Here is a 26240-nt window from a genome sequence, read left to right on the forward strand (position 1 = left end):
AATCCTCCCTTTGTGGGACAGAAGGCTACTCCGCCGCCTCTGCCGCTGCATCCAGTTCGGCGGCTTTCTTCTCGACCTCTTCCACGATGTGATCGATCATCTGATCGTTCGACATCTTGTGGCTGGCCTTGCCCGCCAGATAGACCATGCCGGAGCCCGCCCCGCCGCCGGTAAAGCCCACATCGGTCATCAGCGCCTCACCCGGGCCGTTGACGACGCAGCCGATGATCGACAGGCTCATGGGCGTTTTGATGTGTTCCAGCCGATGTTCCAGCGCCTCGACCGTCTTGATCACATCAAATCCCTGCCGTGCGCAGGACGGGCACGAGATGATGTTGACGCCGCGATGGCGCAGGCCCAATGACTTCAGGATTTCAAAGCCGACCTTGACCTCTTCCACCGGATCCGCGGACAGGCTGACGCGGATCGTGTCGCCAATGCCCATCCATAGCAGATTGCCCAGACCGATGGCGGATTTGATGGTGCCGCTGACCAGCCCACCGGCCTCGGTGATACCCAGATGGATCGGGGCGTCTGTGGCCTCGGCAATGCCCTGATAGGCGGCTGCCGACAGGAAAACATCGCTGGCCTTCACGCTGATCTTGAACTCGTGGAAGTCGTTGTCTTGCAGGATACGGATATGCTCCAACCCGCTTTCAACCATCGCCTCGGGGCACGGCTCGCCATATTTCTCAAGCAGATGCTTTTCCAAAGACCCCGCGTTCACCCCAATGCGGATCGAGCAATTGTGGTCGCGGGCGGCTTTGATCACCTCTTTGACGCGCTTTTCATCCCCGATATTGCCGGGATTGATCCGCAGACAGGCGGCACCCGCCTCGGCGGCTTCGATGCCTCGACGGTAGTGAAAGTGGATGTCGGCCACAATCGGCACCGGGCTTTCGCGCACGATCTCTTTCAGCGCTTTCGCGGATGCCTCATCCGGGACCGACACGCGAACGATATCCGCACCAGCCTCGGCTGCCGCCTGCACCTGCGCAACCGTCGCAGCCACATCCGTGGTCAGGGTATTGGTCATGGTCTGCACGGCGATGGGCGCGTCGCCCCCAACCGGCACATTGCCGACCATGATCTGACGGGATTTGCGGCGATAAATGTCGCGCCAAGGGCGTACATGATTAAGAGACATGAGAACCTGTCCGCGTCTAGCTGGGTTGCGACATTAGATAGTCCGCGAACCGGGGTACCGCAATGGCTAGATCACTCGGACGGTTGTTCCGCGACCTCGGTCTGCAGCTCGGCCACGAATTGTTTCAGGGCGCTGTTCTGCTCGGCCTCAAGATCGGCTTCGGCATAAACCTCGGACACCGCATCCTTGGACAGGACAACGCCTTTCGCCACGGTGCCCGGTGCACCGGCGGGGCCGTAATGCTTGCCGTTCATCGAGAAATAGACCGAACCCGAAGCGCCAGCACGCAGCTGCGGCGGTTCTTCGGTCAGCGGCACTTCGAACACATTGCCCTGTTCGACCGTGCCCAGTGTACCTTCGAATATCACGCTGCCATCAGCGGCTGTGACCCGCATCCAGGCCGGATCAACGGCCACGATCTTCAGCGTGGTGTCGATCTGTTCGACAACCTGCGGCAAGGCCGGGCGTTCCACGGTATGGATGTCGGCCACTACAACCTCGGGCAGTTCAGGCGGGCGGAACGTGCCCACATCACGCGGATCGAGCGTTGAGATCGGTGCATCGCGCGCCACCAGAACCGGAACATCCAAGGCCTGCGGGCGGTACAGACGGTCCAGCGCCTCGACACTGGGTGCTTCTGCTGTTTCGACCTCAGGCGAGACGCTGCGGGCGGCATCCAGCGGATCAAGATCAGACAGCACGACGGGGGCCTGTTCAACCGGGCTGACCTGCACCTGCTGGATCCGGTTCAGAACGGACCAGCCGCCATAGCCGATACCACCGATCAGCGCCAACAGCACCAGTGACGACCCGATGGCGCGCGGTTCGATCTGACTGACCAGAGATTCCTTGCCAGGAATGTAGGGCGTGTTGGGCGAAATGAAGGGGTCACGCCCCATCGGTCCGCGCGCGGGCAAATCGCCCGAGGGTTTGCGCACCACCGACGCCTGAGCGGACATCCCATGTGCCACCTCGAACCCGCTTTCTGCGCAGAAGGTGGCGAAGGTTTCGTCGGGGTCCATACCCAGATAACGGGCATAGGAACGCACATACCCGGCGATGAAGCCGGGTGTGTCAAATGCGTCGGGGTCGGCGTTTTCAATGGCAGCGATGTAGTTGGCTTTGATCCGAAGCTCGCGCTGAACGTCCAGAAGCGATTTGCCCATGGTGGCACGCTCGCCGCGCATTCGATCACCAAGCCGAACCTCGTAATCGTCAAACCCTTTGGGTCTGACGTCTACACCTTCCTCGGCTTCGCGCTGTGATCTGCGCCCAATCATCCTGCTGCCCCATTCTGCCTGTCACGCGTTTCGCGCTAACGGCGAATCGCCCCCATAACGATTCGTCCGTCACTTTTGTTAGCGTAAGCTTAACACGTGGCAAATAAGTTGCACACTTTGGCGTGAGGTTATCCGGCAAGTTCGGCGCGATTTAGCGCACAATGTGACCAAAGTTCGTCCATGGCCTGCACCAGACGGTTCAATTCGCCCGGTCCATGCACCGGAGACGGGGTAAACCGCAAACGCTCGGTCCCGCGCGGGACGGTCGGGAAATTGATCGGTTGCACATAGATGCCATAATCCTCAAGCAACCGGTCGCTGAGGATTTTGGTGTGCACAGGGTCCCCGACGATGACCGGGACGATATGGCTGCCGTGGTCGATCAGCGGCAGGCCCAGCCCTTTCAGGCGCAGCTTCAGGATACTGGCCTGAGTTTGGTGCTGTTCGCGCAGCTCAGGGGCCGTTTTCAGATGCGCCACCGAGGCAGCCGCCCCTGCCGCAACCGCAGGCGGCAAAGACGTGGTAAAGATGAAGCCTGGCGCGTAAGAGCGCACGGCGTCACACATCTTCTCGCTGGCCGCAATATAGCCGCCCATGACACCATAGGCTTTGGCCAGCGTGCCATTGATAATGTCGATACGATGGGCCAGACGATCACGCTCGGTCACGCCACCGCCGCGCGGGCCGTACATGCCAACTGCGTGGACCTCGTCGATATAAGTCAGGGCGCCGAATTCATCGGCCAGGTCGCAGATCTCTTCAATCGGGCCGAAATCGCCATCCATGGAATAGACCGACTCAAAAGCGATCAGCTTGGGCGCATTGGGATCATCCGCTTCCAGCAGTTCGCGCAGATGGGCGACGTCATTGTGGCGGAAGATGCGCTTGGCCCCGCCATTGCGGCGCACGCCTTCGATCATCGAGGCATGGTTCAGCGCATCGGAATAGATGATCAGACCGGGGAACAGCTTGGGCAGAGTCGAAAGCGTCGCGTCATTGGCGATATAGGCGCTGGTGAACAGCAGGGCCGATTCCTTGCCATGCAAATCTGCCAGTTCGGCCTCAAGCCGTTTATGATAGACCGTGGTGCCCGAGATATTGCGCGTCCCGCCCGAGCCTGCACCAGCCGCATCGACAGCCTCATGCATCGCCTCCAGAACAACCGGGTGTTGGCCCATGCCCAGATAGTCATTGCCGCACCACACAGTGATGTTCTGCGTTGATCCATCAGGACGGGTGCGAACCGCGTGCGGGAAATGCCCGTTCCGACGTTCGATGTCGATAAAGGTCCGGTAACGTCCTTCGTCATGCAGCCTGGCAATCGCTGTATCGAGCTGAGCAGTATAGTCCACCGGACCCTCCTAATTCACCCAAGGTGATACACCCACCCTAAGCGCGTATTCCACCACCTGTCACAGCCTAAAGCGTTTCGGCGGTTTTTCGTTCCTTTGTCCTACCTGACTACAGGCGAACGGAAGAACCTAACTTTGACCTGCATCAAATATAAACTTCATTCGGGTCGAGCAAGTATAGTTACGCCCCCCAGACGCGAGGAAACGACGCAGGCCCCGTGTCTTAGCCCGCCCGGTTTCCAATGATAGCACAAATTCCACCTCAACGCCTCTGGACGGCAGCGGCCACGCTGGTAGGTTCGCCACAATCCAAAATCACGCAGGAGCCCTGTTATGTCGCTAGACGCCGTGCTGAGCCGGATCGATTCCGATCTGCAAACTTCGATCGACCGGTTGATGGAGCTGTTGCGCATCCCGTCCATCTCGACCGACCCCGCCTTCAAAGAGCACGTGGATCAGGCCGCCGACTGGCTTGTGGCCGATCTGCAAAGCATCGGTATCAAGGCCGAAAAACGCGAAACCCCGGGGCATCCCATGGTTGTCGGACATGTGGGTGAGGATTTGGACGGTCCGCATGTGCTGTTCTACGGCCACTACGATGTGCAACCGGTTGATCCCCTGAACCTGTGGAACCGCGATCCCTTCGATCCGGCGATTGAAGACACCGAACACGGCCCGGTCATTCGGGGACGAGGGTCGTCGGATGACAAAGGTCAGTTGATGACCTTTGTCGAAGCCTGCCGCGCCTGGAAAGCCGTTCACGGCACCCTGCCCTGCCGCATCACCTTCTTTTTCGAAGGTGAGGAAGAATCGGGTTCGCCCTCGCTGGTGCCCTTTCTTGAGGCCAACAAAGAAGAATTGCAGGCCGATCTGGCATTGGTTTGTGACACCTCGATGGTGTCACGCGGCGTGCCCTCGATTTCATCGCAACTGCGCGGGATGCTGAAGGACGAATTCACCATCATCGGCCCGCGCATCGACCTGCATTCCGGCCATTACGGCGGCCCGGGGCTGAACCCCCTGCGCGAATTGTCCAAGATCATCGCCTCGTTTTACGACGATGAAACCGGACGCGTCGCGGTCGAGGGGTTCTACGAAGGCGTGCACGAGGTTCCTGCCGAGCAGCTGCGCCAGTGGGAAAACTGCGGCTTTGACGAAGCCGACTATCTGAACTCGGTAGGCTACAGCCAGCCCCATGGGGAAAAAGGCTACTCGACCCTCGAACAGCAATGGGCGCGCCCGACGCTTGAGGTCAACGGCCTTTGGGGCGGGTACAACGGCGCAGGGTCCAAAACGGTGATCCCGTCCGAGGCGCATTGCAAGATCACCTGCCGCCTTGTTGGCGACATGGACCCGGACGCCCTGCGCAAGAAAATCCGCAAACATGTCGCTGACCGCCTGTCGCCGGACGCCAAAGTCACGTGGGACAATGACCTTGAAGGCTCACCCGCTTCGGTCATGAACCTGGACCGCCCCGAATTCGAAGCCGCGCGCGGTGCGCTGTCAGATGAATGGGACCGCGAGGCCGTCTTTACCGGAATGGGCGGATCGATTCCGGTTGTCGGATACTTCAACACCGTGCTCGGGCTGGATTCGATGCTGGTCGGCTATGCAAATGACGACGACGCCATTCACTCACCCAACGAGAAATACGACGTCAAAAGCTTCCACAAAGGTATCCGCTCCTGGGCCCGCATTCTGGACGCTTTGAATAAGTAAGAGTCTTTTGCGAGGCTCTGCCTCGCGCTCCGAGGTATTTGGGAACAGAAGAAGTACGGATCCCCTGCTTCTTCTGTTTGAAAATACCTCGGGGGAGTCGCGGCTTGCCGCGGCGGGGGCAGAGCCCCCTTTTCTCACATATGGATCACACGCCCGTAGGCATCCAGCACGGCTTCGTGCATCATCTCGGACAGCGTTGGGTGCGGGAAGACGGTGTTCATCAGATCTTCTTCGGTTGTTTCCAGCTGTCGACCAACCACGTAACCCTGGATCAGTTCGGTCACTTCTGCGCCGATCATGTGGGCACCCAGAAGTTCTCCGGTCTTGGCGTCGAAAACGGTTTTGATCAGGCCCTCGGGCTCTCCCAACGCGATGGCCTTGCCGTTGCCGATGAAGGGGAAGCGGCCGACTTTGATGTCATAGCCCAGTTCCTTGGCCTTGGCTTCGCTGTAACCGACCGATGCAACCTGCGGCTGGCAATAGGTGCAGCCCGCGATGCTTTCGGGTTTGACCGGATGTGCGTGTTTGCCCGCGATAAGGTCCGCGACCATGACGCCCTCGTGGCTGGCTTTATGGGCCAGCCAAGGCGCGCCGGCGATGTCGCCGATGGCATAGAGACCCTCGACCCCCGTGCGGCAATATTCGTCTGTGATTACATGGGTGCGGTCGATTTTGACACCCAGAGCCTCTAGCCCCAGGTTCTCGACATTGCCCACGATACCAACGGCAGAGATCACGGTGTCGAAATCGTGTTTCTCGACCTTGCCCTTGACCTCGATATGCGCTGTGACCTTGCCCTTGGCGCGATCCAGCTGCTTGACCATCGCTTTTTCCATGATGGTCATGCCTTGTTTGGTGAAGGCTTTCTTGGCGAAGGCGCTGATTTCGGCGTCCTCGACAGGCAGGACTCGGTCCATCACCTCGACCACAGTCGTATCCGCGCCAAGCGTATTGTAGAAACTGGCGAATTCGATGCCGATGGCGCCCGACCCGATGACCAGCAGTTTCTTCGGCATCCGGGGCGGTTGCAGCGCGTGTTTGTAGGTCCAGACCAGATCGCCGTCAGCCTCGAGCCCCGGCAGTTCGCGCGCCCGTGCGCCGGTGGCCAGCACGATGTTCTTGGCCGTCAGTTCTTCGGTGCCTTTGTCTGTCTTGACGGTCACTTTGCCCTTGGCGGGGATCGTGGCCTCGCCCATGATCACGGACACTTTGTTTTTCTTCAGCAAGTGCCCGATGCCGCCGGAAAGCTGCCCTGCAACACCGCGCGACCGTTTGACAACCGCATCCAGATCATAGCCGATCTTGTCCGCTTTCAAGCCGAAATCCTTGGCCCGCTCCATCAGATGGAACACTTCGGACGAGCGCAGCAGCGCCTTGGTGGGGATACAACCCCAGTTCAGGCAGATACCACCCAGATGCTCACGCTCGACCACAACGGTTTTCAGCCCCAGCTGCGCCGCGCGGATGGCAGCAACATAGCCTCCGGGGCCTGCCCCGATTACGATCAGATCAAAAGATTGTGCTGCCATGTGTCCCTCTCGGCGCAGGTCGGATGAAATTTAGTTTACCATTAAACTATTTTTCAGAACGCATCAACACACCCTACCCGCGACAAAAGCGACGCAGGGTAAACAGTGGCAGGATTGCGCTGTTTTCAGCCTATACCCGCGCCATCCCAAAGGCTAGAAAAGAACAGCCTACAGTGGCGCCGCTTTCCTAATCACAAGTCATTCGAAAGGCTTACCATGGCCAAAACTATGAAAGATCTATTTCTTGCCCTGCTCAACGCCACATTGATTCTGGTGGCGCTTTGCCTGTTTCTGGGATGGAAGCTGGCCTCGAGCGTCGAGAATGTCACAACCGATTTCGCCGAAACACTGCAGGTTGTGACACCTCTGCGGGACGAAGCACAAGGTATCCGGGGGGAACTGGCGGCTTTGCGCAGCGAGCTTGCAGCCCTGCCTACCGATGGCAGCGTTATCGACATCGCCACGTCGCGCCGGATTAAGTCGGCGCTGAACCGGCTGAACGCGATCGAGGACAAGCTGCAAACAACTCAGGCCCGGTTCTCTGACCTGGCAGAGCAACCGGACCTGTTGATCGAAAAAGCCATTCAGACCTCGGGCGACGTTGTCGCCGACCGGGTCCTTGCCATCAGAGGATGCGTCCCCGAGACTTAACTCGCCGCCTGAAGCTCGCGCACTGTTGTGCCGTAGCCGCCCATGTTGACATATGCTGTCTCATGTTCGGTCGAGTGGCGCGACAGTGCCTCGTTCCGATAGGGGAACCGGCCGAATTTGCGGATCACCTCACGATGGGCCCGAGCATGTAACAGATTGCCCGGGTTGCTGCTGAGGTTCTGGCACATCAGGCGCACACAGCGTTCCTGATCGCACAGGTTTTCCGAATGCATCATGGGCAGATAAAAGAACTGCCGGGCCGGTTCATCGATCCTCATATCCCAACCCTTGTCCACCGCACATTTGGCGGCGGTAAGCGCCGCCTTGTCCGTTGCAAAGGCTTTTGCGCTGCCTCGGAACATGTTGCGTGGAAACTGGTCGGTCAGGATGATGTAGGCCAACACCCCGCTGGGATAGGTCAGCCAAAGAGAGAATGTCCCTTCGGTTGCGGCCTCCCATGTTGTCTGGAAACGGTCCCGGATTTCCGCGTCCAACGCGTCATCCTGTAGATACCAACCTTTGGGACCAACTTCATCTAACCAATAACTCAATACGTCTTCAGGCCCTACCATTGCCCTAAACTCCAACTTGTGCCCTCCCCAGGGACGTAACGTCATTTAAGGCTGTTTTACAGAATTGTAACAGTAAAATATTGCAACATTAGCGACATATTTACGTGTCTTAAGCGACTTCCTGCGTATCCTGTTCAGCTTCGGCGGCCTCGATGGCCACCTCTTGTGCCACTTCAAGCGCAACCGGCGACGCGGTGGGATAAAGCGGGGACATGGTGCCGGTTTCGTCGACAGGCACAGTCGGGCGCTGCGTCGTCCGGTAGAGCGCATAGACTGCGGTCATGAACAACAGGGCGGCGATAAACAGGAAGAAGCCCTGCGGCCCGAAAATGGCATCACCCATCAGCCAGCCGGTGATCAGCGGACCTGCAATTGCGCCCAGACCGTTGATGAAGATCAGCCCGCCCGAGGCCGCCGCCATGTCCTCATGCTCCAGAAAGTCGTTGGCGTGGGCAATCAGCAGCGAATAGAGCGGGTTGGACATGCCGCCGATCAGGAAGGCAGCGCCCAGCAGAACCGGGAATGCCAGACCAAAGATCATTCCAACCACAGCACCGATGCCGCCGCCAGCCGAAACAAGCATGATCAGAACGCGGCGATCCATCCGGTCCGAGAACCAGCCCAGCGGATATTGCAGAACCACTGCCCCAATATAGAACGCGGCCACGAAGGATGAGATTTCGACCAATGTCAGCCCGGCGCGTGCGCCATAGACTGGTGCCATCCCGAACTGGGCCGAGAATACGCCGCCCAGCAGGAACATGCCGACGCAGCCCAGGGGCGATTTCCCCATCAACTCGCGCAGGGTCATGGGTTTGGTGGTGTCGAAGGCCGGTGTGGGGGAAATTGACAGCAGAATGGGCGCAAACGAGACCGAAACCAGGATCGAGGCGATGACGAATGTTTCATAGCCCGCCGGATCGCCCAGCAAAACAAGCCCTTGCGCGCTGATGATCCCAGTCATCTGGACGATCATATACAGCGACAGGGCCTGACCACGGTTTTCATTGCTGGCTGCGTTGTTCAGCCAGCTTTCAGCAGTGACATACACACCCGAGAAACAGAACCCGATCACGACGCGGCCCAGAACCCATGCAATCGGGTCGGTCAGCATCGGATACATGATCATCACGGCCGAGATGAATGAGGCCAGCGCGGCAAAAACTCGGACATGCCCGACCCTGCGGATCATCTCGGGCGTCAGGCGCGATCCGCCCAGGAACCCAAGGAAATACGCCGACATCACAAAGGACATCTGAAGTGTCGAGAACCCTTCGATCTCGCCACGAACGCCCAGGATGGTGCCCTGCAGGCCGTTGCCGATCATCAAAAGACCCATTCCGAGCAACAGCGCCCACGCGCTGGACAGGACCTGAAACATTGGGGCCTCCGATGAAATGCCGTTCTTAACTTGGATTCGTTGGTGCGATCAAAAAACGCTCTGGTCGCGCTTGTCTACGACTTTCCTGTCGTTTGCGGCCCGAAACGCGTCCTTCACGGGATCAAAAGCGACGAGTCACCATATGAGAAGAAGCGATATTTCTGTGCAATGGCATGGGCATACACCTCGCGCATCCGGTCCTGGCCCATCAGGGCTGAGACCAGCATCAGCAGGGTGGATTTTGGCAGGTGGAAGTTGGTCATCAGCGCGTCGGTGACGTGGAATTGGAAACCGGGGTAGATAAAAATATCGGTCTCGCCTTCCCATGCCTGGATCTCACCACCCCGCGCGGCGCTTTCTATCAGACGCAGCGCGGTGGTGCCTACGGGGATGACACGCCCGCCTGCGGCTTTGGTGGCACGAATCTCGGCGGCGGCGGTGTCGCTGACCCTGCCCCATTCGGCATGCATCTTGTGGGTGGTCACGTCTTCGACCTTCACAGGCAGGAAAGTGCCCGCGCCGACATGCAGGGTCACATGGCTGAATTCGATACCGCGTTCCTTCAGCGCCTGCATCAGCGGTTCGTCGAAATGCAGCGAAGCCGTCGGGGCGGCAACCGCGCCTGAATTCCGCGCCCAGATGGTTTGGTAATCGGTCTTGTCCTGCTCGTCCGCAGGGCGTTTGGCGGCGATGTAGGGCGGCAAGGGCATTGCACCGGCCTGTTCCAGCGCGGTGTCGAAATCCTCGCCCGTCAGGTTGAACCGCAGATAGGCTTGCCCGTCTTCCACGCGGTCCAATGTTGCGGTCAGATCGTCCGAGAAGATGATCTCTTCCCCCGGTTTGACCTTTTTCAGCGGCTTGATCAAAGCGGCCCAACTGCCATCGGCTTGCGGGTCCAGCAAGGTGGCCTCAATCGCGGCCGACACAGGGCCCTGTGCGCTGTCACGATGACGCCTGCCGCTGAGTCTTGCCGGGATCACCCGCGTATCGTTCAGCACCAGCCGATCACCGGGTTGCAGCCAGTCGGGCAGATCGAACACATGGCTGTCCGAAACCGCATCCCCCCGCGCCACCAGCAGACGCGCCGAGGATCGCGGATTGGCGGGCCGCGTTGCAATCAGGTCTTCGGGCAGGTGGAAATCAAAATCGCTGAGTTTCATGGCCGCGCCATACAAGGCCAAAACAGATTCGGCCATATCCCCGGATCAGTTGTCCCTTGGCGGTGATCCATAGGTGCGTTTCACCTCATCGGGTTTCTGAGGCTGGGAATTTGGCCCGTCGGACACCCTGGGTGCCGGTGGGCGCAGCAGGTCACGTAAGAACAAGGGTGCCAGCCCTGACAGCGGGTTCACCGATACTTTCGGCGCGCTCAGCGGTCCGGTCAGCCTGTAGTTAAAGCCGATCACGCCTTCGCCTTTGCGCGTCAGAACACTGCCAATTGCATTCACAAGATAGATCGGAGAGATCGCGCCGCGCAGGTCCAGCATACCGTTGACGGTATCGATGGTGCCATCAAACGACAGGCCCATGGACGGGCCAACGGCACTGCCGCTTAGCACCTTGATGTCCGTTGGTGTCAGCCGCATGCGGCTGTCGATGGACGAAAAGAAGATGCCCTGCCCCGCCATCTCATCCAGCAGGCCAACAAGGCTGATGGCGTTCAACAGGGCCGCCATGGCGGGCGCGTCGGTAATGCGAGTGTTCACGATCTTGACGATCACATCGTAACTGCCGGGGGCCGCCACCGGCTCAAGCTGCAAGTCAAGATCGCCGCCGCGCGCCTGCGTCAGCACCCCGGCTGATCGCAGCACCGCCCCCGCGTCCTTTGACGTCAGGCTGACCGCACTGCGGTTGCTGCGCGGTGTCACCTGCCCTCGCACAGCGGCCCCGCCATTGACGGCAGCCGTGAAACCGCCGGTGACACCGCCTGTGGTCTGGAAGTTCCCCTTGAAACCGGTCAGCGCCACGGTCTCGGTCACTTGCAGCCGATCCAGCGTTACATCCAGCTTTGGCCCCGGACCGCCACCGCCCGAACCTCCGCCCTCGCCAAAGGTTGCATCGCCCATATTCATGACACCGCCCAGAACGCGAATATCCGGCACCGCCCCGCCCCGGCTGATCAGTTCCGCCGGAACGGCCAGCCAATTGCCCAGATCGAACGAGCTAAAGCGGACGCGGTCAAATTCACCGTCTTCGCGGAACGAGATTGAGGCATTGGTACGCAATCCCGCCGCATCTACACGCAGGGAGTCGACGCTCAGCTGGTCGCCCAACGTGACGTCGGCAATCAAAGTACCGGTGCTGTTCGCGCCTTTGCGCCAACCCAGTTCGGGGATGGCAAGCACGACCCCGGACAGATCCGATGTCGCCAACAGCTTGGGCGGCTCGCCTGCACCGATACCCAGACTGATGTCCGCCGTGCCCTGCCCGGTCAGCATACCGTCCGGCAGGGCCGCGTTGATCTCTTGCATCAGTCGGGGGGACAGTTCGATCTGGCCCGTCAGCTCGCTGCGCTGCGCGGTTTTTCCGTCGATTGGCTGGCGCCACGCGGCCTGAATCGGAACGTCGCCGAAATTGCCCTGACCAGCGATCTCAACTCCGGTCTGATCTCCGCTTAGATCCAGCAGATCGGCGCTGACGGAAAATCCGGGGACAAGCCTGTCGCTGCTGAGATTCCCCAGATCGCCGTCAAAGTGGAACTGCGTGTCCTGAAACTGAAGCTCTTTCTTCATCGGCAGTGACAAAGTACCCGCCAGCGCGACGGTCCCATCCGCCAGATCAACCGGCAGCCCGGCCTTGCTGAGCAATGACAACGGCGGCCGGTCCAGCAAGGACAATGCTGCCGTGACACTGCCCAACGCCTTGATCCGTGCAATCGCCGGCGAGGATTTCTTGATGCTTGTATCCGGAATGATAAAGGACGTCCCAGAGGCATCCACCTCACCGCCCGCATCCGCGATCACAATCCCGCGCTGCGCCGTCGCGGTGAAGCGGCGATCTATCAGGCTGGCTTGCCCTTGCGCGTTTTCGATGGGCGGCAGGGTTTTGACAAAGCGGATCGTTGCATCCTCGAACCCGAAATCCAGATAGAGGTCCGGCTTGGACCCGGGTCGCAGACGCAGCGCAAAATCCATGTCCGACAGCAGGCCTTGATACAGGTTCTTTGTCACCCACTCCCGCGGCTTGGGGGCCAGACGTTCGGGCCAGTAGCTTAGCACCTCATCCGAGGTCATGCGATCCAGATGCGCGTCCAGATCGACCGACCACCCGTCAGGCAGGCCCACAAGATCACCGGACGCACGCACCCGGTGATCCCCATCTTCGATGGTCATCTGACCAAGACGCAGATGAAACGGCGCGAAGGTCATCTTGAAATCCAGATCGGCCTGCCGCAGCTTCAGCGCCTCGGGGAACAGGTCTGCCGGGTTGGCGTCGATGCCGGTCAGGCGCAACTGTGCGTCTAGGCTGTCCAGGATGCCGTTTTCCACCCCTTGCAGAAACGCCTTCCCTTCCGCCTGGACCGAGCCCCAGGCGGACACCACCGAAACCTCGTTGAAATCAATCTGATGCCCGACGGGGTTGTAGGTGAAATAGGTGCGGGCCGAGTCGAAGGGAACTGGCCGTGTCTCGGGGTTGGGTTGTACCGCCCCGGCCCCAAGGTTGAGCGTGGCAAACAGCGGCCCAACCGCGCCTTCGCCGTCAATACTGCCGCGCAGCGCGCCGGAGATTGGCGTTCGAAGCACCTGCAACCACGCCAACGCCGGGCTTTGGCCATAGACATCCTCGGCCGGCAGATCGGTGATTGAAACACCGAACCGCGCCTCGGGTGTGCCCAGAACGCTGGTATAGTTCGCCTCGATCCCGCTGACATAATCGCGCCCCGACAGAACCGAGAAGCCCGTCGCCAGCCGCATCTCATTGTCGTTACGTGTCAGTTGGATGTGGCCACCATCCAGCACCCAGGACCGCCCCAGCCGCAGATCGCGGTAATCCAGTGTGATCGCGTCCAGCTGCACCGAGGTCAGCGCCGACAACATGGGCGACAGGAACACCTCGTCCGAGGATTCGATCAACTGCGCCAGGTTTGGTGCCTCCTGCACCGGAGAGCTGTCGGTGCCCACCGTCAGGGTCAGCGCCCCATCCATCCCTCGGGTCAGTGCGATCTGGGCGCCGCTCAGCATGATGCGTTTGGGGCGTACGTTGCCGCGCAGCAACGGGCGCATGGCCAGGCTGGCCCGCATATCCGAGACCTGAGCGATCTGCTGACCCGCCGCATCGCTGATGCTGACATCCGTCAGGCGCAGGCGGGGTCGCCACCCTTCATGGATGATAAAGCTGACATCTCCGAACCGGATTTGCAAACCGCCCAAGGTTTGTTCCAGCCGCGCCTCGACCCGGTCGCGCACCCAGGCCGGGGCGTGCATACGTTGGCCGATCATCATGAACCCGACCACCACTGCCAGCACCACAAGCAGAATGGTGCCCCGCATCGCCCAAAGGCCTGCCGTCCGTCGGCGCGAGCGTCGGCGTGGGGTACGTTCCGGCGGATCGCCCCCTTGCTGTTCCTGCTGCGCCAATTTGCTGTTCACGCCTTTTAACCCGCTGGTATCGCCCTATGATCTCGGGCAGCCTTTAAAAACCTTTAGCGGAGTTTCCAATGCCCGACATTTCAGACATGGCCCCCGATTTCACCCTGCCGCGCGACGGCGGTGGCGAGGTGAGCCTTTCGGACCTGCGCGGCAGTACCGTCGTTCTGTTCTTCTATCCTCGGGATGATACGCCGGGCTGCACCAAGGAATCCATCGGTTTCTCGGAACAACTTCAGGCCTTTGCGGATGCGGGCGCTCAAGTTTTCGGCATCTCGCGCGACAGCGTGGCCAAGCATGACAAGTTCGTCGCCAAACACGGCCTGACCACGCCGCTGCTGTCCGACGAGAACTCGACCGTGTGCGAGGATTATGGCGTCTGGGTCGAGAAGAACATGTATGGGCGCAAATCGATGGGGATCGAACGGTCTACCTTCATCATCGACGGCGACGGGCGCATCGCGCAGATCTGGCGCAAGGTCAAAGTGCCCGGCCATGTCGAGGCCGTGTTGGAGGCCGTTAAGGCGATGTAAGTCCCTCGACCCCGACGGCCATCCGGTTTATGTCGCAGCCTTGCAATCAACAGGCGGAGCGCACCCGTGCCCAAAACACTGACCCAGATGGCCACCCAGGTTCTGACCACAGCGGACGGGCGGGCGAAAACCGCCCTGTCCAAACGCCATGCCGCCGCCTGGTTTGCCGCCCGCAAGGGTGAGGGCGAGCCGATTGAGATCGGCACCGCAATGCCACCGCTGCAACCCTCACGCCCCGACAAACCCGAATTGCTGTCGCCCCGCGAGGTTCCAAAGCGCAAACCGGGGACCGAGGCCGGGCGGATCGCCCTGCTGCATGCGGTTGCTCATATCGAGCTGAACGCCGTCGACCTGCATTGGGACATCATCGCGCGCTTTGGCCATGTTCCCATGCCCATCGGCTTTTACGACGATTGGGTCAAATGCGCCGAAGAAGAGTCGCGCCATTTCGAGATGGTTTGCGATTGTCTGGAACAGATGGGCAGCCATTACGGCGCCCTGCCCGCCCATGCAGGCATGTGGCGCGCTGCTGAAGACACCGCCGAGGACCTGATGGGGCGTTTGGCCGTGGTGCCCATGGTGCTTGAAGCGCGCGGGCTGGACGTGACGCCGGGCATGATCGACATCTTCCGCAAGGCCAAAGCCGAACAGGCCATCGCGGCGTTAGAGGTGATCTATGCCGAAGAGTTGGGCCATGTCGCCTATGGCTCGAAATGGTTTCACTTCCTCTGCGGGCGCGAGAATGCCGACCCCAAGGACGTGTTCCATACGCTTGTGAGGCGTTACTTCCACGGCGTGCTGAAACCGCCCTTTAACGAGGAAAAACGCGCCGAGGCCGGGTTGCCGCCCGACTTCTACTGGCCGCTGACCGAAGACCTGCCCTTGCCGGGCACCGTCTCAAAGTGATCCTTGCTGGTTAATTTCGGCAAAATCCCGCCGATCACGTGGGGTAAAATTGCGAGGTTTGTGGCAAATTGGTCAACAAACTTGCCGCATGGCCACGACCCGTTTATGCAATCGCCCCAAGGGACGGCTACTGCACCACGACCGGTCCCGATCTTGGGGATGAGAGGTAAGACGCGTGCGAACACGTCTGGCAATTAAGTTTCACTCGTGGCTTGAACGCCGCTTCCCGGAACGCCGGGTTTTTCTGAAATCTGATCAAGACACGCGGTTCATCCGGCTTAGCTCGGAAACGCAGGTAGCTGCTGTTGCCGGTGTGGCCGTGATGGTGGGCTGGACGACGGTTGCCACCGCGATCCTGCTGATGGACAGCATCGGATCCGGCAATTTTCGCGAGCAGGCAAAACGCGATCAGGCGACTTATCAGGAACGTCTGAACATTCTGTCTACCGAACGCGATTCCCGCGCGCAGGAAGCACTGGCCGCGCATGAACGGTTCAATGCGGCGCTCGAACAGATCTCGGCCATGCAGTCCGAATTGCTGGCCTCGGAAAACCGCAGACGCGAGTTGGAAACCGGGATCGAAGTCATCCAGACCACCCTGCGCGCGACCATGAAACAGCGCGAAGAGGTTCGGACCGAGCTGGCCAACCTGCAACAGGGTGCTGACGGATCGGACATGTATATGGCGGCGGTCGCCAACCCCGCACAAATGGAATTCATGACCGAGGCACTGGCGCGCACAGCGGAGGAACGCGATCAGATCGCCACCGATGCGCAGGATGCCCTGGATCAGCGCGACGAGCTGGAGCTGGAAATCCAGCTGATGCAGGAACGCAGCGACGAGATCTTCCGCCAGTTGGAAGAGGCTATGGTAATCTCGGTCGAGCCGCTGGACAAAATGTTCCGTCAGGCAGGCATGCCCACAGATCGTATCATCGAAGAGGTCCGGCGCGGATATAGCGGTATGGGCGGTCCGCTGACCCCTTTATCCTTCAGCAGCCGCGGCGCTGAAGAAGAGCTGACGGCTGACGAAATCCGGGCCAACAAACTGCTGCAACAGATGGATCAGCTGAACCTGTACCGTCTGGCTGCGGAAAAAGCGCCGTTTGCCAATCCGGTCCATTCCGCCGTGCGTTTCACCAGCGGCTTCGGCACCCGCCGCGATCCCAAAAGCGGCGGTCGGCGGATGCATAATGGCGTTGATTTTGCCGGGCCTCAGGGCACCGACATCTTTGCAACCGCTGATGGAGTGGTCACCCATGCAGGCTGGCAATCCGGATTTGGCCGCCTTGTGAAGATCAAGCATGCCTTCGGGATTGAGACACTTTACGCTCATAACACCAAGATCAACGTAAAGGTTGGCCAAAGGGTCTCGCGCGGGGATCATATTGCTGATATGGGTAGCACCGGACGGTCCACCGGCACGCATTTGCACTATGAGGTGCGCGTGAACGGAAAACCTGTGAACCCAATGACTTACATCAAGGCTGCGAGAAATGTTTTCTAAGAGCAAAATCAACGAGCCCGCATCCAAGGATTCTGAGGCGGCGAAACCTGCTGCTCCGGCGACTCCGGCGGCCCCTGCACCATCCGAGCCCAAGGCCAGCACCGCGCCCAAGCCCAAGCCGCCCGCGTCGGTTCTGTCCTCGGACCTGCACATCACCGGTAACATCAAGACAACCGGCGACATTCAGGTTGAAGGCACTGTCGAAGGCGACATCCGCGCGCATCTGCTGACCATCGGCGAAACCGCCACCATCAAGGGTGAAGTCACCGCCGACGACGTTGTGGTCAATGGCCGTATCGTCGGCCGCGTGCGTGGTCTGAAGGTTCGCCTGACCTCGACCGCACGGGTTGAAGGCGACATCATCCACAAGACCATCGCCATCGAAAGCGGCGCGCATTTCGAAGGCTCGGTCCAGCGTCAGGACGATCCGCTGAACCCGGGTCGCAGCGCGAAATCCGGTGGCAACCCTGCGGCGGAAGTCAAGCAGTAAGCCATTCGCTGAATAGAATTCGAAAACGCCGCAGGACTTTCCTGCGGCGTTTTTCTTTTGGACCTGCGCCGGGCCGTTTTGCGTTTCCCGTCAGGCGGGAACTGGCTTAGGCTCGCGCCATGTTCATGTTTCTAAGCGTTGTTGCCCTGATCGCTGCTGTCGTTGCCTACTACCTGTGGTCGCGCAGACAGGCGCGTGCGCAGTTGCTGGCAACGCCGCTAACTGCGTCTCAGCGCCAGACGATTGAGACGATGGTCCCGATTGTCGAACGCCTGCCGTCCGAGCTGCGCGCCAAGCTTGAAGGCAAGATGAATCTGTTTCAAAACCAGGTCAGCTTCTATGGCTGTGACGGGCTGGAAGTGACCGAGGATATGCGGTTGTCGATCTCAGCCCAAGCCTGCCTGCTGGTCGTGAACACCGATATGTGGTTCGACAACCTGACCACCATTCTGATCTATCCGAACGCCTTTAAGTCCCGCCAACAACGGCGCAGCGGCTATGTTGTGACCGAGAAAGAGATCGTGCGCACCGGGGAAAGCTGGAACCGGGGGCCGGTGATCCTGTCCTGGGCGCACAGCCAGCAAGGCGCGTTGAACGACCATGACGGGCACAACGTCGTCTTTCACGAATTCGCACATCAGATCGACGACCTTTCAGGCGGCACAGATGGCGTGCCGGTTCTAAGCCGAGGACAAAGCTATGCCGACTGGGAACGTGTGTTTGTCTCAGCCTATGACGCGCATGTGCGCGCAGTGGAGGCCAGACACCCCACTGTTATCGATCCATACGGTGCCGAAGGCCATGAAGAGTTCTTTGCCGTCTCGGTCGAGGTTTTCTTCGAAAGACCGCGGGCGCTGAAATCCAGCAATCCAGACGTCTACGACCAACTGTCTCAACTGTTTCAGCTGGACCCGGTCAGCTGGAATTAGCCAAACCTGCCGCGTTTGACGAAAGCCGGAAAAAACTCCCCTTTCTCAAAAAAATTAACAAATGGCATTTCCTGAATTAGACTAAAAACCATTGGTTTAACGGAGGAGTTTCCATGTCATCCAAATTGATGGCCGAGTTTATCGGCACATTCTGGCTGGTGCTGGGCGGTTGCGGCAGTGCGGTTCTGGCGGCGGGTGTTGCCGATGTCGGGATCGGCTGGCTGGGCGTGTCCTTTGCCTTTGGCCTGACGGTTCTGACCATGGCCTATGCGGTCGGTCCGATCTCTGGTGGGCATTTCAACCCGGCTGTCAGCCTTGGTCTGATGATCGGCGGGCGGTTCGACGCCAAGGATCTGATCCCCTATTGGATCGCTCAGGTCGCCGGGGCCATTGTTGCAGCCGTTGTTCTTTATGTGATTGTCAGCGGCGCGCCCGGGTTTGAGGGTGTCGGCGGATTCGCCTCGAACGGGTATGGCGAGGCGTCGCCGGAAGGTTATTCGATGATGTCCGCGCTGGTGATCGAGATCGTGATGACCGCGTTCTTCCTGCTGATCATCCTTGGCGCAACGTCCGACAAAGCGCCTGCTGGCTTTGCGCCCATCGCCATTGGTCTGGGCCTGACCCTGATCCACCTGATCTCGATCCCGGTGACCAACACGTCGGTCAACCCGGCGCGGTCGACCGGTGTTGCCCTGTTTGCCGAAGGCCCTGCCCTTGCACAGCTTTGGTTGTTCTGGGTCGCGCCACTGATCGGCGGAGCCATTGGCGCCTTGATCTGGAAGGCAATGGCGTCCGACGACTGAACCCATTCACGGCGCGACCTAATCGGTCGCGCCGGTTGACCTGCGGCAAGACACAGGTCTGCGCAGAATTCTTGTACCCGGAACTGGCTGGTTGAATTTCGCCCAAAAGCGGCGAAAACTCCGCCTTATGTGTATGAGAGATTTTTCATGACCTCCGGAACCGGTTTCAAACGCCCTGCCTCGGCTATTCCGGTGACGCCCGGATGGATTTCGATGCTTGGCATTCCGATCCTGCATTACTTCTGGCCTGACATGCCGGGTGTGTCTGACCGGGATCAGACGGTTTTGTTTGCCCTGACGATCTTTGCGCTGATGGCTGCGGCTGAATTCGCCATTTGCAAGCTGCACCGGATGCCCGGCAGCGGGCTGGTCTACAAACCACAGAACTTCCGTGACCCCGCCTATATTCGGGCCTACCAGATCAAGCTGGTGGGATTGGCAACCAGCGCCGCGCTACTGGCCTTGGTCTATTGGTCCGCCGACCTGTACCACGGCGACTGGTACTGGCCCTTCTTTTCCCTGCTTGCCGACTATTGGTGGCTGATCCTGACCGTCGTTCTAAGCGTCGTCACATCCGTCCATTTCATGATGCGCCATCCCCGCGACGGGATGTGGCATCTGGGCCGGGTTGTCCTGACGCTTGGGCAAGAGTCGCTGCACGCGCGCGGTCTCAAGGTCTATCTGCTGGGCCTGTTGGTCAAAGGCTTCTTTCTGCCACTGATGTTCTGCTATCTGGTCTACGACTGGAGCTTTTTTCAGTCGCGATCGCTATGGGAGGCCACAACCTTTCCCGAGGTTTACGAATACCTCTACCGGTTTTCCTTCTTCCTTGACCTGACCATCGTGGTGATCGGATACGCCACGGCCACGCGGCTGTTGATGTCCCATATCCGGTGGACGGAAACGACCGTCAGCGGCTGGCTGGTCTGCGTGCTGTGTTATTCGCCCTTCTGGCAGGTGCTGTCGCGCGAGTACTTCAATTATGTGCAGGACGGGTTCGCCTGGGGCGCGTGGCTGTGGGATTACCCGGTCATCTATACGATCTGGGGCTGTACGATCCTGTTCTGCCTGTTCATCTACACTCTGGCCTCAGCACGAATGGGGCTGCGGTTTTCGAACCTCACGTATCGCGGTCTTGCCTGCGATTTCCCCTATAACATCACCAAACACCCCGCCTATATCAGCAAGAACCTCAGCTGGTGGATGGTATCGATCCCGTTCATCGCTGTGGATTTCTGGACCGGTGTGGCCAATTGCGTGGCGCTGTTGGGCATCAACGTCATCTATTTCCTGCGCGCCTGGCATGAGGAACGGTGCTTGTCTCAGGCACCGTCGTACCGGGCCTATCAGCGGCATGTGAATGAATACGGGATGCTGGCGCGGATCCGGCAGGCTGTTCTGCCAACCCCGCCGCGCCGTTCGGAAAAGGTGAACTGATCCGATACGGGTGTCCCGGCGCAGTCACCCGCGCCGGGACACAGGTTTATTCGGTGACGGTGACGGTTTTCATCACGTCAGGCTGGCCTGTGACCGCCCCGGTCTGAGAGTGGCCGCGTTTGATCGCGTCGACCACCTCCATCCCTTCGGTGACCTGACCGACGACGGTGTACTGACCATCCAGAAACGGGCCCGGATCGAACATGATGAAAAACTGCGAGTTCGCGCTATCCGGGTCGTTTGACCGCGCCATGCCAACGATACCGCGATCAAAGGTACGGTCCGAGAACTCGGCAGGCAGATCAGGACGGTCCGAGCCGCCACGTCCGGCGTAACGCATATCGAAACTCTCATCCGTCTGATCGCCGAATTCGACATCCCCGGTCTGGGCCATGAATCCGTCGATCACACGGTGGAACACGACACCGTCATATTGGCCTTCGCTGGCCAGGGCGGTGATCTGTTCGACATGCTGGGGCGCCAGATCTTCGAACAGGTCGATGGTGATGGTGCCGTTGGCCCCTTCTCCTTCGACCTCGATCTGAAGCCCCGTGGCCAGCGCCGGGCTGGCCAGCAGGGCAAAAGCGGCGGCCAGCTTATGCATCTGCAGCCACTTTCACGCTGATCATGCGATCGGGGCTTGCAGGCGGCTCGCCACGAGTGATGGCGTCCACATGCTCCATACCTTCGATGACGCGGCCATAAACGGTGTATTGACCGTTCAGGAAGTGGTTGTCCTTGAAGTTGATGAAGAATTGCGAGTTGGCCGAGTCCGGGTTCTGCGAGCGCGCCGCGCCCAGCGTCCCGCGATCATGCGGCAGTTTCGAGAATTCCGCCGGAACGTTCGGCAGCGACGATCCACCGGTGCCCGCCATGCGCAGGTTGAACCCGTCTTCCATGTCGCCATGCTGCACGTCGCCGGTTTGCGCCATGAAGCCGTCGATCACACGGTGGAAGGCCACATTGTCATACTCGCCCCCACGGGCCAGTTCCTTCATCCGCGCGCTGTGCTGCGGGGCCACATCGGGCAGCAGCTCGATCACGACATTGCCGTCTTTCAGCTCGATGATGATAGTGTTTTCGGGATCCTTGATTTCGGCCATCTGGCCCTCCTGTCGTTTTGTCTTGCGCAAATACCTATGCGCCGGGCGCGTGAATGCCAAGTGACGCATTGACCTGAGGGCAAAATGAAGGAAAAGAACCGCCTAAACCGGTATCAAACTCACGAAGGATTGCACGATGGGCTGGAAAACGCTGGACGACATGGACCTGAACGGCAAACGCGTCTTGGTGCGCGTGGACATCAACGTGCCCGTCGTGGACGGCGTTGTCACCGACGCCACGCGCATCGAACGGATCGTGCCCACTGTGCGCGACATTCTGGCGGCAGGCGGGAAACCGATCCTGCTGGCCCATTTCGGGCGTCCGGGCGGTGAGCGGCGCGAGAACCTGTCGCTGAAGCAGCTGGTGCCGACATTGGAAAGCGCCTTTGGCACCCCGGTCCTGTTTGCCGCCGATTGCGTCGGAGCCGAGGCTGAACTGGCCGCAGATGCGCTGCAACCGGGTCAGGTTCTGCTGTTGGAAAACACCCGCTTTCATGCAGCCGAGACGAAGAATGACACCGATCTGGCCGCAGGTATGGCCAAGCTGGGCGACGTCTATTGCAACGACGCGTTTTCAGCCGCGCACCGCGCCCACAGCTCGACCGAGGCGCTGGCCCGCCTTCTGCCCGCCTGCGCAGGCCGTTTGATGCAAGCTGAATTGCAGGCTTTGGAGGGTGCTCTGAGTGCCCCAAAACGCCCCGTGACCGCCGTTGTGGGCGGCGCGAAAGTGTCGACCAAGTTGGAACTGCTGGGCAATCTGATCGACAAGGTGGATTACCTGGTGATCGGCGGTGGCATGGCGAACACCTTCCTTGTCGCCAAGGGGATCAGCGTCGGCAAATCGCTGGCCGAGCGTGAGATGAAGGACACCGCTGCCGAGATCTTGGCCAAGGCCGAAACCTCGGGCTGCACTATTGTCCTGCCCACCGATATCGTTGTGGCCGAGAACTTTGCGGCAAATGCCCCGCATCAGGTGCTGCCCGCCGATCACTGCCCTGACGAGGGTATGATCCTTGACGCAGGCCCAGAAAGCGTCGCCGCGATCTCGGAGATTTTCGCAAAAAGCCAGACGCTGATCTGGAACGGCCCGCTGGGCGCGTTCGAACTGGAACCGTTTGACGCGGCCACAAATGCCGCCGCGCTGAAAGCCGCGGCGCTGACACGGTCGGGCCAATTGGTCTCGGTCGCGGGTGGCGGTGACACGGTTGCGGCGCTGAATGCCTCGGGCGCTGCGCATGATTTCTCGTACATCTCGACAGCGGGCGGCGCGTTCCTTGAGTGGATGGAAGGCAAAACCCTGCCCGGCGTCGCAGCGCTGGAACAGTGACGCAGGCCTGCGCGGCGAGACATTCTGACTCAGGCTGACATTTTTGCGAATCAGGGGATTCACATCGCGAATCGCCTGTGACATAGTGCTGACAGAGGTTCGAAAAGGACCCGTTATTGAGGCAAGTTTTCATACGGCGGTAAACAGAGTGTCCCGTTCCAATCGCCCCGGTTTGGGCTCAGTTGCTTTCTTCTCGGTGGCTTTCATGCTGGGTGTCTATTTCACCTTTGCCGCCGTGCAGGGTGACTATGGCCTGTTCCGACGGGTCGAGATTGCAGCGGAACGGGACGCTCTGTCGCGCGATCTGGCCAATTTGGATGCGGAGATCACCGAAATGGAAAACCTGACCCGCAGGCTATCGGATACCTATCTGGATCTGGACCTTCTGGATCAGCAGGCCCGCTCGGTTCTGGGCATGATCCGCGCCGATGAGATCGTGATCCGGTAAACCGCCCCACACCCGCTGCCCCATATTTTTTCGAAAACCTATCATCACGTGCCAGCCGGAATCCGCGTCTGGCGACGCTGCGTCACATTTGCACTCGCCAGACCGTCGCAAATGCTCTAAAAGATAGTTTAACGCTAAACTATCTGTCCGAAAGGGGGAGATCGCCACGATGGCTGCGCGAAAAACCACAAAGAAACCAAATGTTTCTGCGGAAGAGCTTAAAACCTACTACCGCGAAATGCTGCTGATCCGCCGATTCGAAGAAAAGGCTGGCCAGCTTTATGGCATGGGTCTGATCGGCGGGTTCTGCCACCTTTATATCGGTCAGGAAGCGGTGGTTGTCGGCCTCGAGGCGGCGGCACAGGACGGTGACAAACGCATCACCTCGTACCGCGATCACGGCCATATGCTGGCCTGCGGCATGGATCCGGGTGGTGTGATGGCCGAACTGACCGGGCGCGAAGGCGGCTTGTCCAAGGGCAAAGGCGGCTCGATGCACATGTTCTCGAAAGAGAAGCATTTCTATGGCGGCCACGGCATCGTTGGTGCGCAGGTTCCGCTTGGGGCCGGTCTGGCCTTTGCGGACAAGTACAAAGAAACCGGCGGTGTTACCTTCACCTATTTCGGGGACGGTGCGGCAAACCAGGGGCAGGTCTATGAGACCTTCAACATGGCCGCTTTGTGGGACCTGCCCGTAGTCTTCGTGATCGAGAACAACCAATACGCCATGGGTACCGCTCAGGCGCGGTCGACCTCGACCAAGGACATCTACCACCGGGGCGAGGCGTTCGGCATTCCCGGCGAGATTGTGAACGGCATGGACGTGCTGGCAGTCAAGGAAGCCGGTGAAAAAGCTGTGGCTCACTGCCGTTCGGGCAAGGGCCCTTACATCCTTGAGGTCAAGACCTACCGCTATCGCGGCCACTCAATGTCCGACCCGGCCAAGTACCGGACCCGGGAAGAGGTTCAGAAGGTGCGCGAACAAAGCGACCCGATCGAGCACGTGCGTGAACTGCTGCTGTCCGGCAAACACGCCTCCGAGGATGACCTGAAAGCGATCGACAAGGAAATCAAAGAGATCGTTAATCAGGCCGCCGAATTCTCGAAAGAAAGCCCCGAGCCTTCCGTCGAAGAGCTCTGGACCGATATTTACGCCTGAGAGGACGACTAAGACATGGCAACCGAAATTCTCATGCCCGCCCTTTCGCCTACGATGGAAGAGGGCACGCTGGCCAAATGGCTGGTCAAGGAAGGCGACACCGTATCCTCGGGCGACATCATGGCCGAGATTGAAACCGACAAGGCAACGATGGAGTTCGAGGCTGTCGATGAAGGTATCGTCGGCAAAATCCTGATCGCCGAAGGCACCGAAGGGGTAAAGGTAAACACCCCCATCGCGATCCTTGTTGAGGAAGGTGAAGACGCCTCGGCCCTGCCCGCGGCTGCGCCCGCAGCCGCAGCGGTGGCCGAGGCCGCCCCTGCGGCGGTTGAGGCCCCCGCTCCTGCCCCGGCTGCCCCGGTGGTCGATCTGTCCCCCGACTGGCCCGCCGATGCCGAAATGAAGTCCGAAACCGTACGCGAAGCCCTGCGGGACGCGATGGCCGAGGAAATGCGCAACGACCAGGATGTCTTCCTGATGGGCGAGGAAGTCGCCGAGTATCAGGGCGCGTACAAAATCTCCCAGGGCCTGCTGGACGAATTCGGCTCCAAACGCGTGATCGACACCCCGATCACCGAACATGGCTTCGCCGGTATCGCGGTCGGTTCGGCCTTTGGTGGTCTGAAACCGATTGTCGAGTTCATGACCTTCAACTTCGCCATGCAAGCGATTGACCAGATCATCAACTCTGCCGCCAAGACGCTGTATATGTCCGGTGGTCAGATGGGCTGCCCCATCGTGTTCCGTGGTCCCAATGGTGCCGCCGCCCGCGTGGCCGCGCAGCACTCTCAGGATTACGCGGCATGGTACATGCAGATCCCCGGCCTGAAAGTCGTCATGCCTTATTCCGCAGCCGACGCCAAAGGCCTGCTGAAATCGGCGATCCGCGACCCCAACCCGGTGATCTTCCTTGAAAACGAAATCCTATACGGCCGGTCCTTCGACATGCCGCAAGTGGATGACCTGACCATCCCACTGGGCAAGGCCCGCATTTGGCGCGAAGGTTCAGACGTGACCATCGTCAGCTTTGGCATCGGCATGCAATACGCACTGGAAGCCGCCGACAAGCTGGCCGAAGACGGCATCAGCGCCGAAGTGATCGACCTGCGCACAATCCGCCCGATGGACACCGGCGCGATCATCAACTCGGTGATGAAAACCAACCGTCTGGTCACGGTCGAAGAAGGCTGGCCGCAAGGCTCGGTCGGCAGTTACATCAGCTCGGTGGTGATGCAGGAAGCGTTCGATTACCTCGACGCACCGGTCATCAACTGCACCGGCAAGGATGTTCCGATGCCTTATGCGGCGAACCTTGAAAAGCTGGCGCTGGTGACCACGGATGAGGTTATCGCGGCGGTCAAACAAGTGACCTACCGATAGG

The 26240-nt window shown here is 59.8% G+C and carries 23 protein-coding genes; 13 read left to right on the forward strand and 10 right to left on the reverse strand.

Annotation, left to right across the window (positions count from 1 at the left end):
• Positions 1–25 precede the first annotated feature (25 nt).
• The 3 genes from ispG to hemA all read right to left on the reverse strand — a co-directional run bounded on the left by ispG (position 26) and on the right by hemA (position 3779).
• On the reverse strand, positions 26–1147 hold the full coding sequence (ispG, locus tag ACR0LW_RS03665; protein ID WP_170449976.1) for a flavodoxin-dependent (E)-4-hydroxy-3-methylbut-2-enyl-diphosphate synthase: 1122 nt from the start codon (positions 1145–1147) through the stop codon (positions 26–28).
• A gap of 71 nt (positions 1148–1218) precedes the next feature.
• On the reverse strand, positions 1219–2427 hold the full coding sequence (locus ACR0LW_RS03670) for a helix-turn-helix domain-containing protein (RefSeq protein ID WP_170735041.1): 1209 nt from the start codon (positions 2425–2427) through the stop codon (positions 1219–1221).
• A gap of 128 nt (positions 2428–2555) precedes the next feature.
• Positions 2556–3779, reverse strand: coding sequence for a 5-aminolevulinate synthase (gene hemA / locus ACR0LW_RS03675; protein ID WP_170449972.1), 1224 nt, complete (start codon positions 3777–3779; stop codon positions 2556–2558).
• Between the two features lie 333 nt (positions 3780–4112).
• Between hemA and ACR0LW_RS03680 the strand changes: the two genes are divergently transcribed.
• Positions 4113–5498, forward strand: coding sequence for a dipeptidase (locus ACR0LW_RS03680; protein WP_170449970.1), 1386 nt, complete (start codon positions 4113–4115; stop codon positions 5496–5498).
• Between the two features lie 134 nt (positions 5499–5632).
• Here ACR0LW_RS03680 and lpdA read toward each other — a convergent pair whose 3' ends face one another.
• Positions 5633–7027 carry a dihydrolipoyl dehydrogenase gene (gene lpdA / locus ACR0LW_RS03685; protein ID WP_170621974.1) on the reverse strand — a complete coding sequence of 465 codons (1395 nt, stop codon included), beginning with the start codon at positions 7025–7027 and terminating at the stop codon, positions 5633–5635.
• Between the two features lie 228 nt (positions 7028–7255).
• Between lpdA and ACR0LW_RS03690 the strand changes: the two genes are divergently transcribed.
• Positions 7256–7678 carry a hypothetical protein gene (locus ACR0LW_RS03690; protein ID WP_480881598.1) on the forward strand — a complete coding sequence of 141 codons (423 nt, stop codon included), beginning with the start codon at positions 7256–7258 and terminating at the stop codon, positions 7676–7678.
• Here the strand turns inward: ACR0LW_RS03690 and ACR0LW_RS03695 are convergent.
• From ACR0LW_RS03695 to ACR0LW_RS03710, 4 genes are all read right to left on the reverse strand, one after another.
• On the reverse strand, positions 7675–8250 hold the full coding sequence (locus ACR0LW_RS03695; protein WP_170449964.1) for a DUF924 family protein: 576 nt from the start codon (positions 8248–8250) through the stop codon (positions 7675–7677). The two genes, ACR0LW_RS03690 and ACR0LW_RS03695, sit on opposite strands and share 4 nt — an antisense overlap.
• A 109-nt stretch (positions 8251–8359) precedes the next feature.
• The gene (locus tag ACR0LW_RS03700; protein ID WP_170449962.1) at positions 8360–9631 is read right to left on the reverse strand and encodes an MFS transporter; all 1272 of its coding nucleotides are present in this window, start codon (positions 9629–9631) and stop codon (positions 8360–8362) included.
• Positions 9632–9744: 113 nt separating this feature from the next.
• On the reverse strand, positions 9745–10791 hold the full coding sequence (gene queA, locus ACR0LW_RS03705) for a tRNA preQ1(34) S-adenosylmethionine ribosyltransferase-isomerase QueA (protein ID WP_170453005.1): 1047 nt from the start codon (positions 10789–10791) through the stop codon (positions 9745–9747).
• A 45-nt stretch (positions 10792–10836) separates the two neighbouring features.
• A complete protein-coding gene (locus ACR0LW_RS03710) occupies positions 10837–14220 on the reverse strand; it encodes a YhdP family protein (protein ID WP_480881599.1) in 3384 nt (1127 codons plus the stop codon).
• Positions 14221–14288: 68 nt separating this feature from the next.
• On the opposite strand from ACR0LW_RS03710, the gene ACR0LW_RS03715 reads away from it, so the two are divergent.
• The 7 genes from ACR0LW_RS03715 to ACR0LW_RS03745 all read left to right on the forward strand — a co-directional run bounded on the left by ACR0LW_RS03715 (position 14289) and on the right by ACR0LW_RS03745 (position 20822).
• Entirely contained in the window at positions 14289–14750 is a 462-nt protein-coding gene (locus tag ACR0LW_RS03715) for a peroxiredoxin (protein ID WP_480881600.1), read from the forward strand.
• An 87-nt stretch (positions 14751–14837) separates the two neighbouring features.
• Entirely contained in the window at positions 14838–15656 is an 819-nt protein-coding gene (locus tag ACR0LW_RS03720) for a ferritin-like domain-containing protein (protein ID WP_480881752.1), read from the forward strand.
• 175 nt (positions 15657–15831) lie between these two features.
• Positions 15832–17163: a DUF5930 domain-containing protein gene (locus ACR0LW_RS03725; RefSeq protein ID WP_170735050.1), complete on the forward strand. Its 1332-nt coding sequence runs from the start codon at positions 15832–15834 to the stop codon at positions 17161–17163.
• On the forward strand, positions 17153–17653 hold the full coding sequence (locus ACR0LW_RS03730; RefSeq protein ID WP_170519312.1) for a polymer-forming cytoskeletal protein: 501 nt from the start codon (positions 17153–17155) through the stop codon (positions 17651–17653). The genes ACR0LW_RS03725 and ACR0LW_RS03730 overlap by 11 nt, the downstream gene beginning before the upstream one ends.
• A 119-nt stretch (positions 17654–17772) precedes the next feature.
• Positions 17773–18582, forward strand: a complete 810-nt coding sequence (locus tag ACR0LW_RS03735; protein WP_480881601.1) for a M90 family metallopeptidase — start codon at positions 17773–17775, stop codon at positions 18580–18582.
• Between the two features lie 113 nt (positions 18583–18695).
• Positions 18696–19385, forward strand: coding sequence for an aquaporin Z (gene aqpZ / locus ACR0LW_RS03740; protein ID WP_480881603.1), 690 nt, complete (start codon positions 18696–18698; stop codon positions 19383–19385).
• Between the two features lie 147 nt (positions 19386–19532).
• Positions 19533–20822, forward strand: coding sequence for a hypothetical protein (locus ACR0LW_RS03745; RefSeq protein ID WP_480881604.1), 1290 nt, complete (start codon positions 19533–19535; stop codon positions 20820–20822).
• A gap of 46 nt (positions 20823–20868) precedes the next feature.
• On the opposite strand, the gene ACR0LW_RS03750 is transcribed toward ACR0LW_RS03745, so the two are convergent.
• Both ACR0LW_RS03750 and ACR0LW_RS03755 read right to left on the reverse strand, forming a co-directional pair.
• Entirely contained in the window at positions 20869–21426 is a 558-nt protein-coding gene (locus ACR0LW_RS03750; RefSeq protein ID WP_480881605.1) for a peptidylprolyl isomerase, read from the reverse strand.
• Positions 21419–21925: a peptidylprolyl isomerase gene (locus ACR0LW_RS03755; protein ID WP_170449943.1), complete on the reverse strand. Its 507-nt coding sequence runs from the start codon at positions 21923–21925 to the stop codon at positions 21419–21421. Before ACR0LW_RS03755 ends, ACR0LW_RS03750 begins: the two co-directional genes overlap by 8 nt.
• A gap of 136 nt (positions 21926–22061) precedes the next feature.
• On the opposite strand from ACR0LW_RS03755, the gene ACR0LW_RS03760 reads away from it, so the two are divergent.
• The 4 genes from ACR0LW_RS03760 to ACR0LW_RS03775 all read left to right on the forward strand — a co-directional run bounded on the left by ACR0LW_RS03760 (position 22062) and on the right by ACR0LW_RS03775 (position 26239).
• Positions 22062–23252 (forward strand): phosphoglycerate kinase, encoded by a 1191-nt coding sequence (locus ACR0LW_RS03760; protein WP_480881606.1) that lies wholly within the window; start codon positions 22062–22064, stop codon positions 23250–23252.
• A gap of 148 nt (positions 23253–23400) precedes the next feature.
• Entirely contained in the window at positions 23401–23700 is a 300-nt protein-coding gene (locus ACR0LW_RS03765; protein WP_170449939.1) for a septum formation initiator family protein, read from the forward strand.
• A 169-nt stretch (positions 23701–23869) separates the two neighbouring features.
• On the forward strand, positions 23870–24859 hold the full coding sequence (pdhA, locus tag ACR0LW_RS03770) for a pyruvate dehydrogenase (acetyl-transferring) E1 component subunit alpha (RefSeq protein ID WP_480881607.1): 990 nt from the start codon (positions 23870–23872) through the stop codon (positions 24857–24859).
• Positions 24860–24874: 15 nt separating this feature from the next.
• Complete coding sequence (locus ACR0LW_RS03775) at positions 24875–26239, forward strand: pyruvate dehydrogenase complex E1 component subunit beta (RefSeq protein WP_170628779.1); 1365 nt, start codon at positions 24875–24877, stop codon at positions 26237–26239.
• Position 26240: the final 1 nt, after the last annotated feature.

The organism is Ruegeria sp. N4 (assembly GCF_056531425.1).

Coding starts and splice junctions, on each gene's coding strand:
- ispG (WP_170449976.1), bottom strand. CDS start 1,147: ATGTCTCTTAATCATGTACGCCCTTGGCGCGACATTTATCGCCGCAAA.
- ACR0LW_RS03670 (WP_170735041.1), bottom strand. CDS start 2,427: ATGATTGGGCGCAGATCACAGCGCGAAGCCGAGGAAGGTGTAGACGTC.
- ACR0LW_RS03680 (WP_170449970.1), top strand. CDS start 4,113: ATGTCGCTAGACGCCGTGCTGAGCCGGATCGATTCCGATCTGCAAACT.
- lpdA (WP_170621974.1), bottom strand. CDS start 7,027: ATGGCAGCACAATCTTTTGATCTGATCGTAATCGGGGCAGGCCCCGGA.
- ACR0LW_RS03690 (WP_480881598.1), top strand. CDS start 7,256: ATGAAAGATCTATTTCTTGCCCTGCTCAACGCCACATTGATTCTGGTG.
- ACR0LW_RS03695 (WP_170449964.1), bottom strand. CDS start 8,250: ATGGTAGGGCCTGAAGACGTATTGAGTTATTGGTTAGATGAAGTTGGT.
- ACR0LW_RS03700 (WP_170449962.1), bottom strand. CDS start 9,631: ATGTTTCAGGTCCTGTCCAGCGCGTGGGCGCTGTTGCTCGGAATGGGT.
- queA (WP_170453005.1), bottom strand. CDS start 10,791: ATGAAACTCAGCGATTTTGATTTCCACCTGCCCGAAGACCTGATTGCA.
- ACR0LW_RS03715 (WP_480881600.1), top strand. CDS start 14,289: ATGCCCGACATTTCAGACATGGCCCCCGATTTCACCCTGCCGCGCGAC.
- ACR0LW_RS03720 (WP_480881752.1), top strand. CDS start 14,838: ATGGCCACCCAGGTTCTGACCACAGCGGACGGGCGGGCGAAAACCGCC.
- ACR0LW_RS03730 (WP_170519312.1), top strand. CDS start 17,153: ATGTTTTCTAAGAGCAAAATCAACGAGCCCGCATCCAAGGATTCTGAG.
- ACR0LW_RS03735 (WP_480881601.1), top strand. CDS start 17,773: ATGTTCATGTTTCTAAGCGTTGTTGCCCTGATCGCTGCTGTCGTTGCC.
- aqpZ (WP_480881603.1), top strand. CDS start 18,696: ATGTCATCCAAATTGATGGCCGAGTTTATCGGCACATTCTGGCTGGTG.
- ACR0LW_RS03745 (WP_480881604.1), top strand. CDS start 19,533: ATGACCTCCGGAACCGGTTTCAAACGCCCTGCCTCGGCTATTCCGGTG.
- ACR0LW_RS03750 (WP_480881605.1), bottom strand. CDS start 21,426: ATGCATAAGCTGGCCGCCGCTTTTGCCCTGCTGGCCAGCCCGGCGCTG.
- ACR0LW_RS03755 (WP_170449943.1), bottom strand. CDS start 21,925: ATGGCCGAAATCAAGGATCCCGAAAACACTATCATCATCGAGCTGAAA.
- ACR0LW_RS03760 (WP_480881606.1), top strand. CDS start 22,062: ATGGGCTGGAAAACGCTGGACGACATGGACCTGAACGGCAAACGCGTC.
- pdhA (WP_480881607.1), top strand. CDS start 23,870: ATGGCTGCGCGAAAAACCACAAAGAAACCAAATGTTTCTGCGGAAGAG.
- ACR0LW_RS03775 (WP_170628779.1), top strand. CDS start 24,875: ATGGCAACCGAAATTCTCATGCCCGCCCTTTCGCCTACGATGGAAGAG.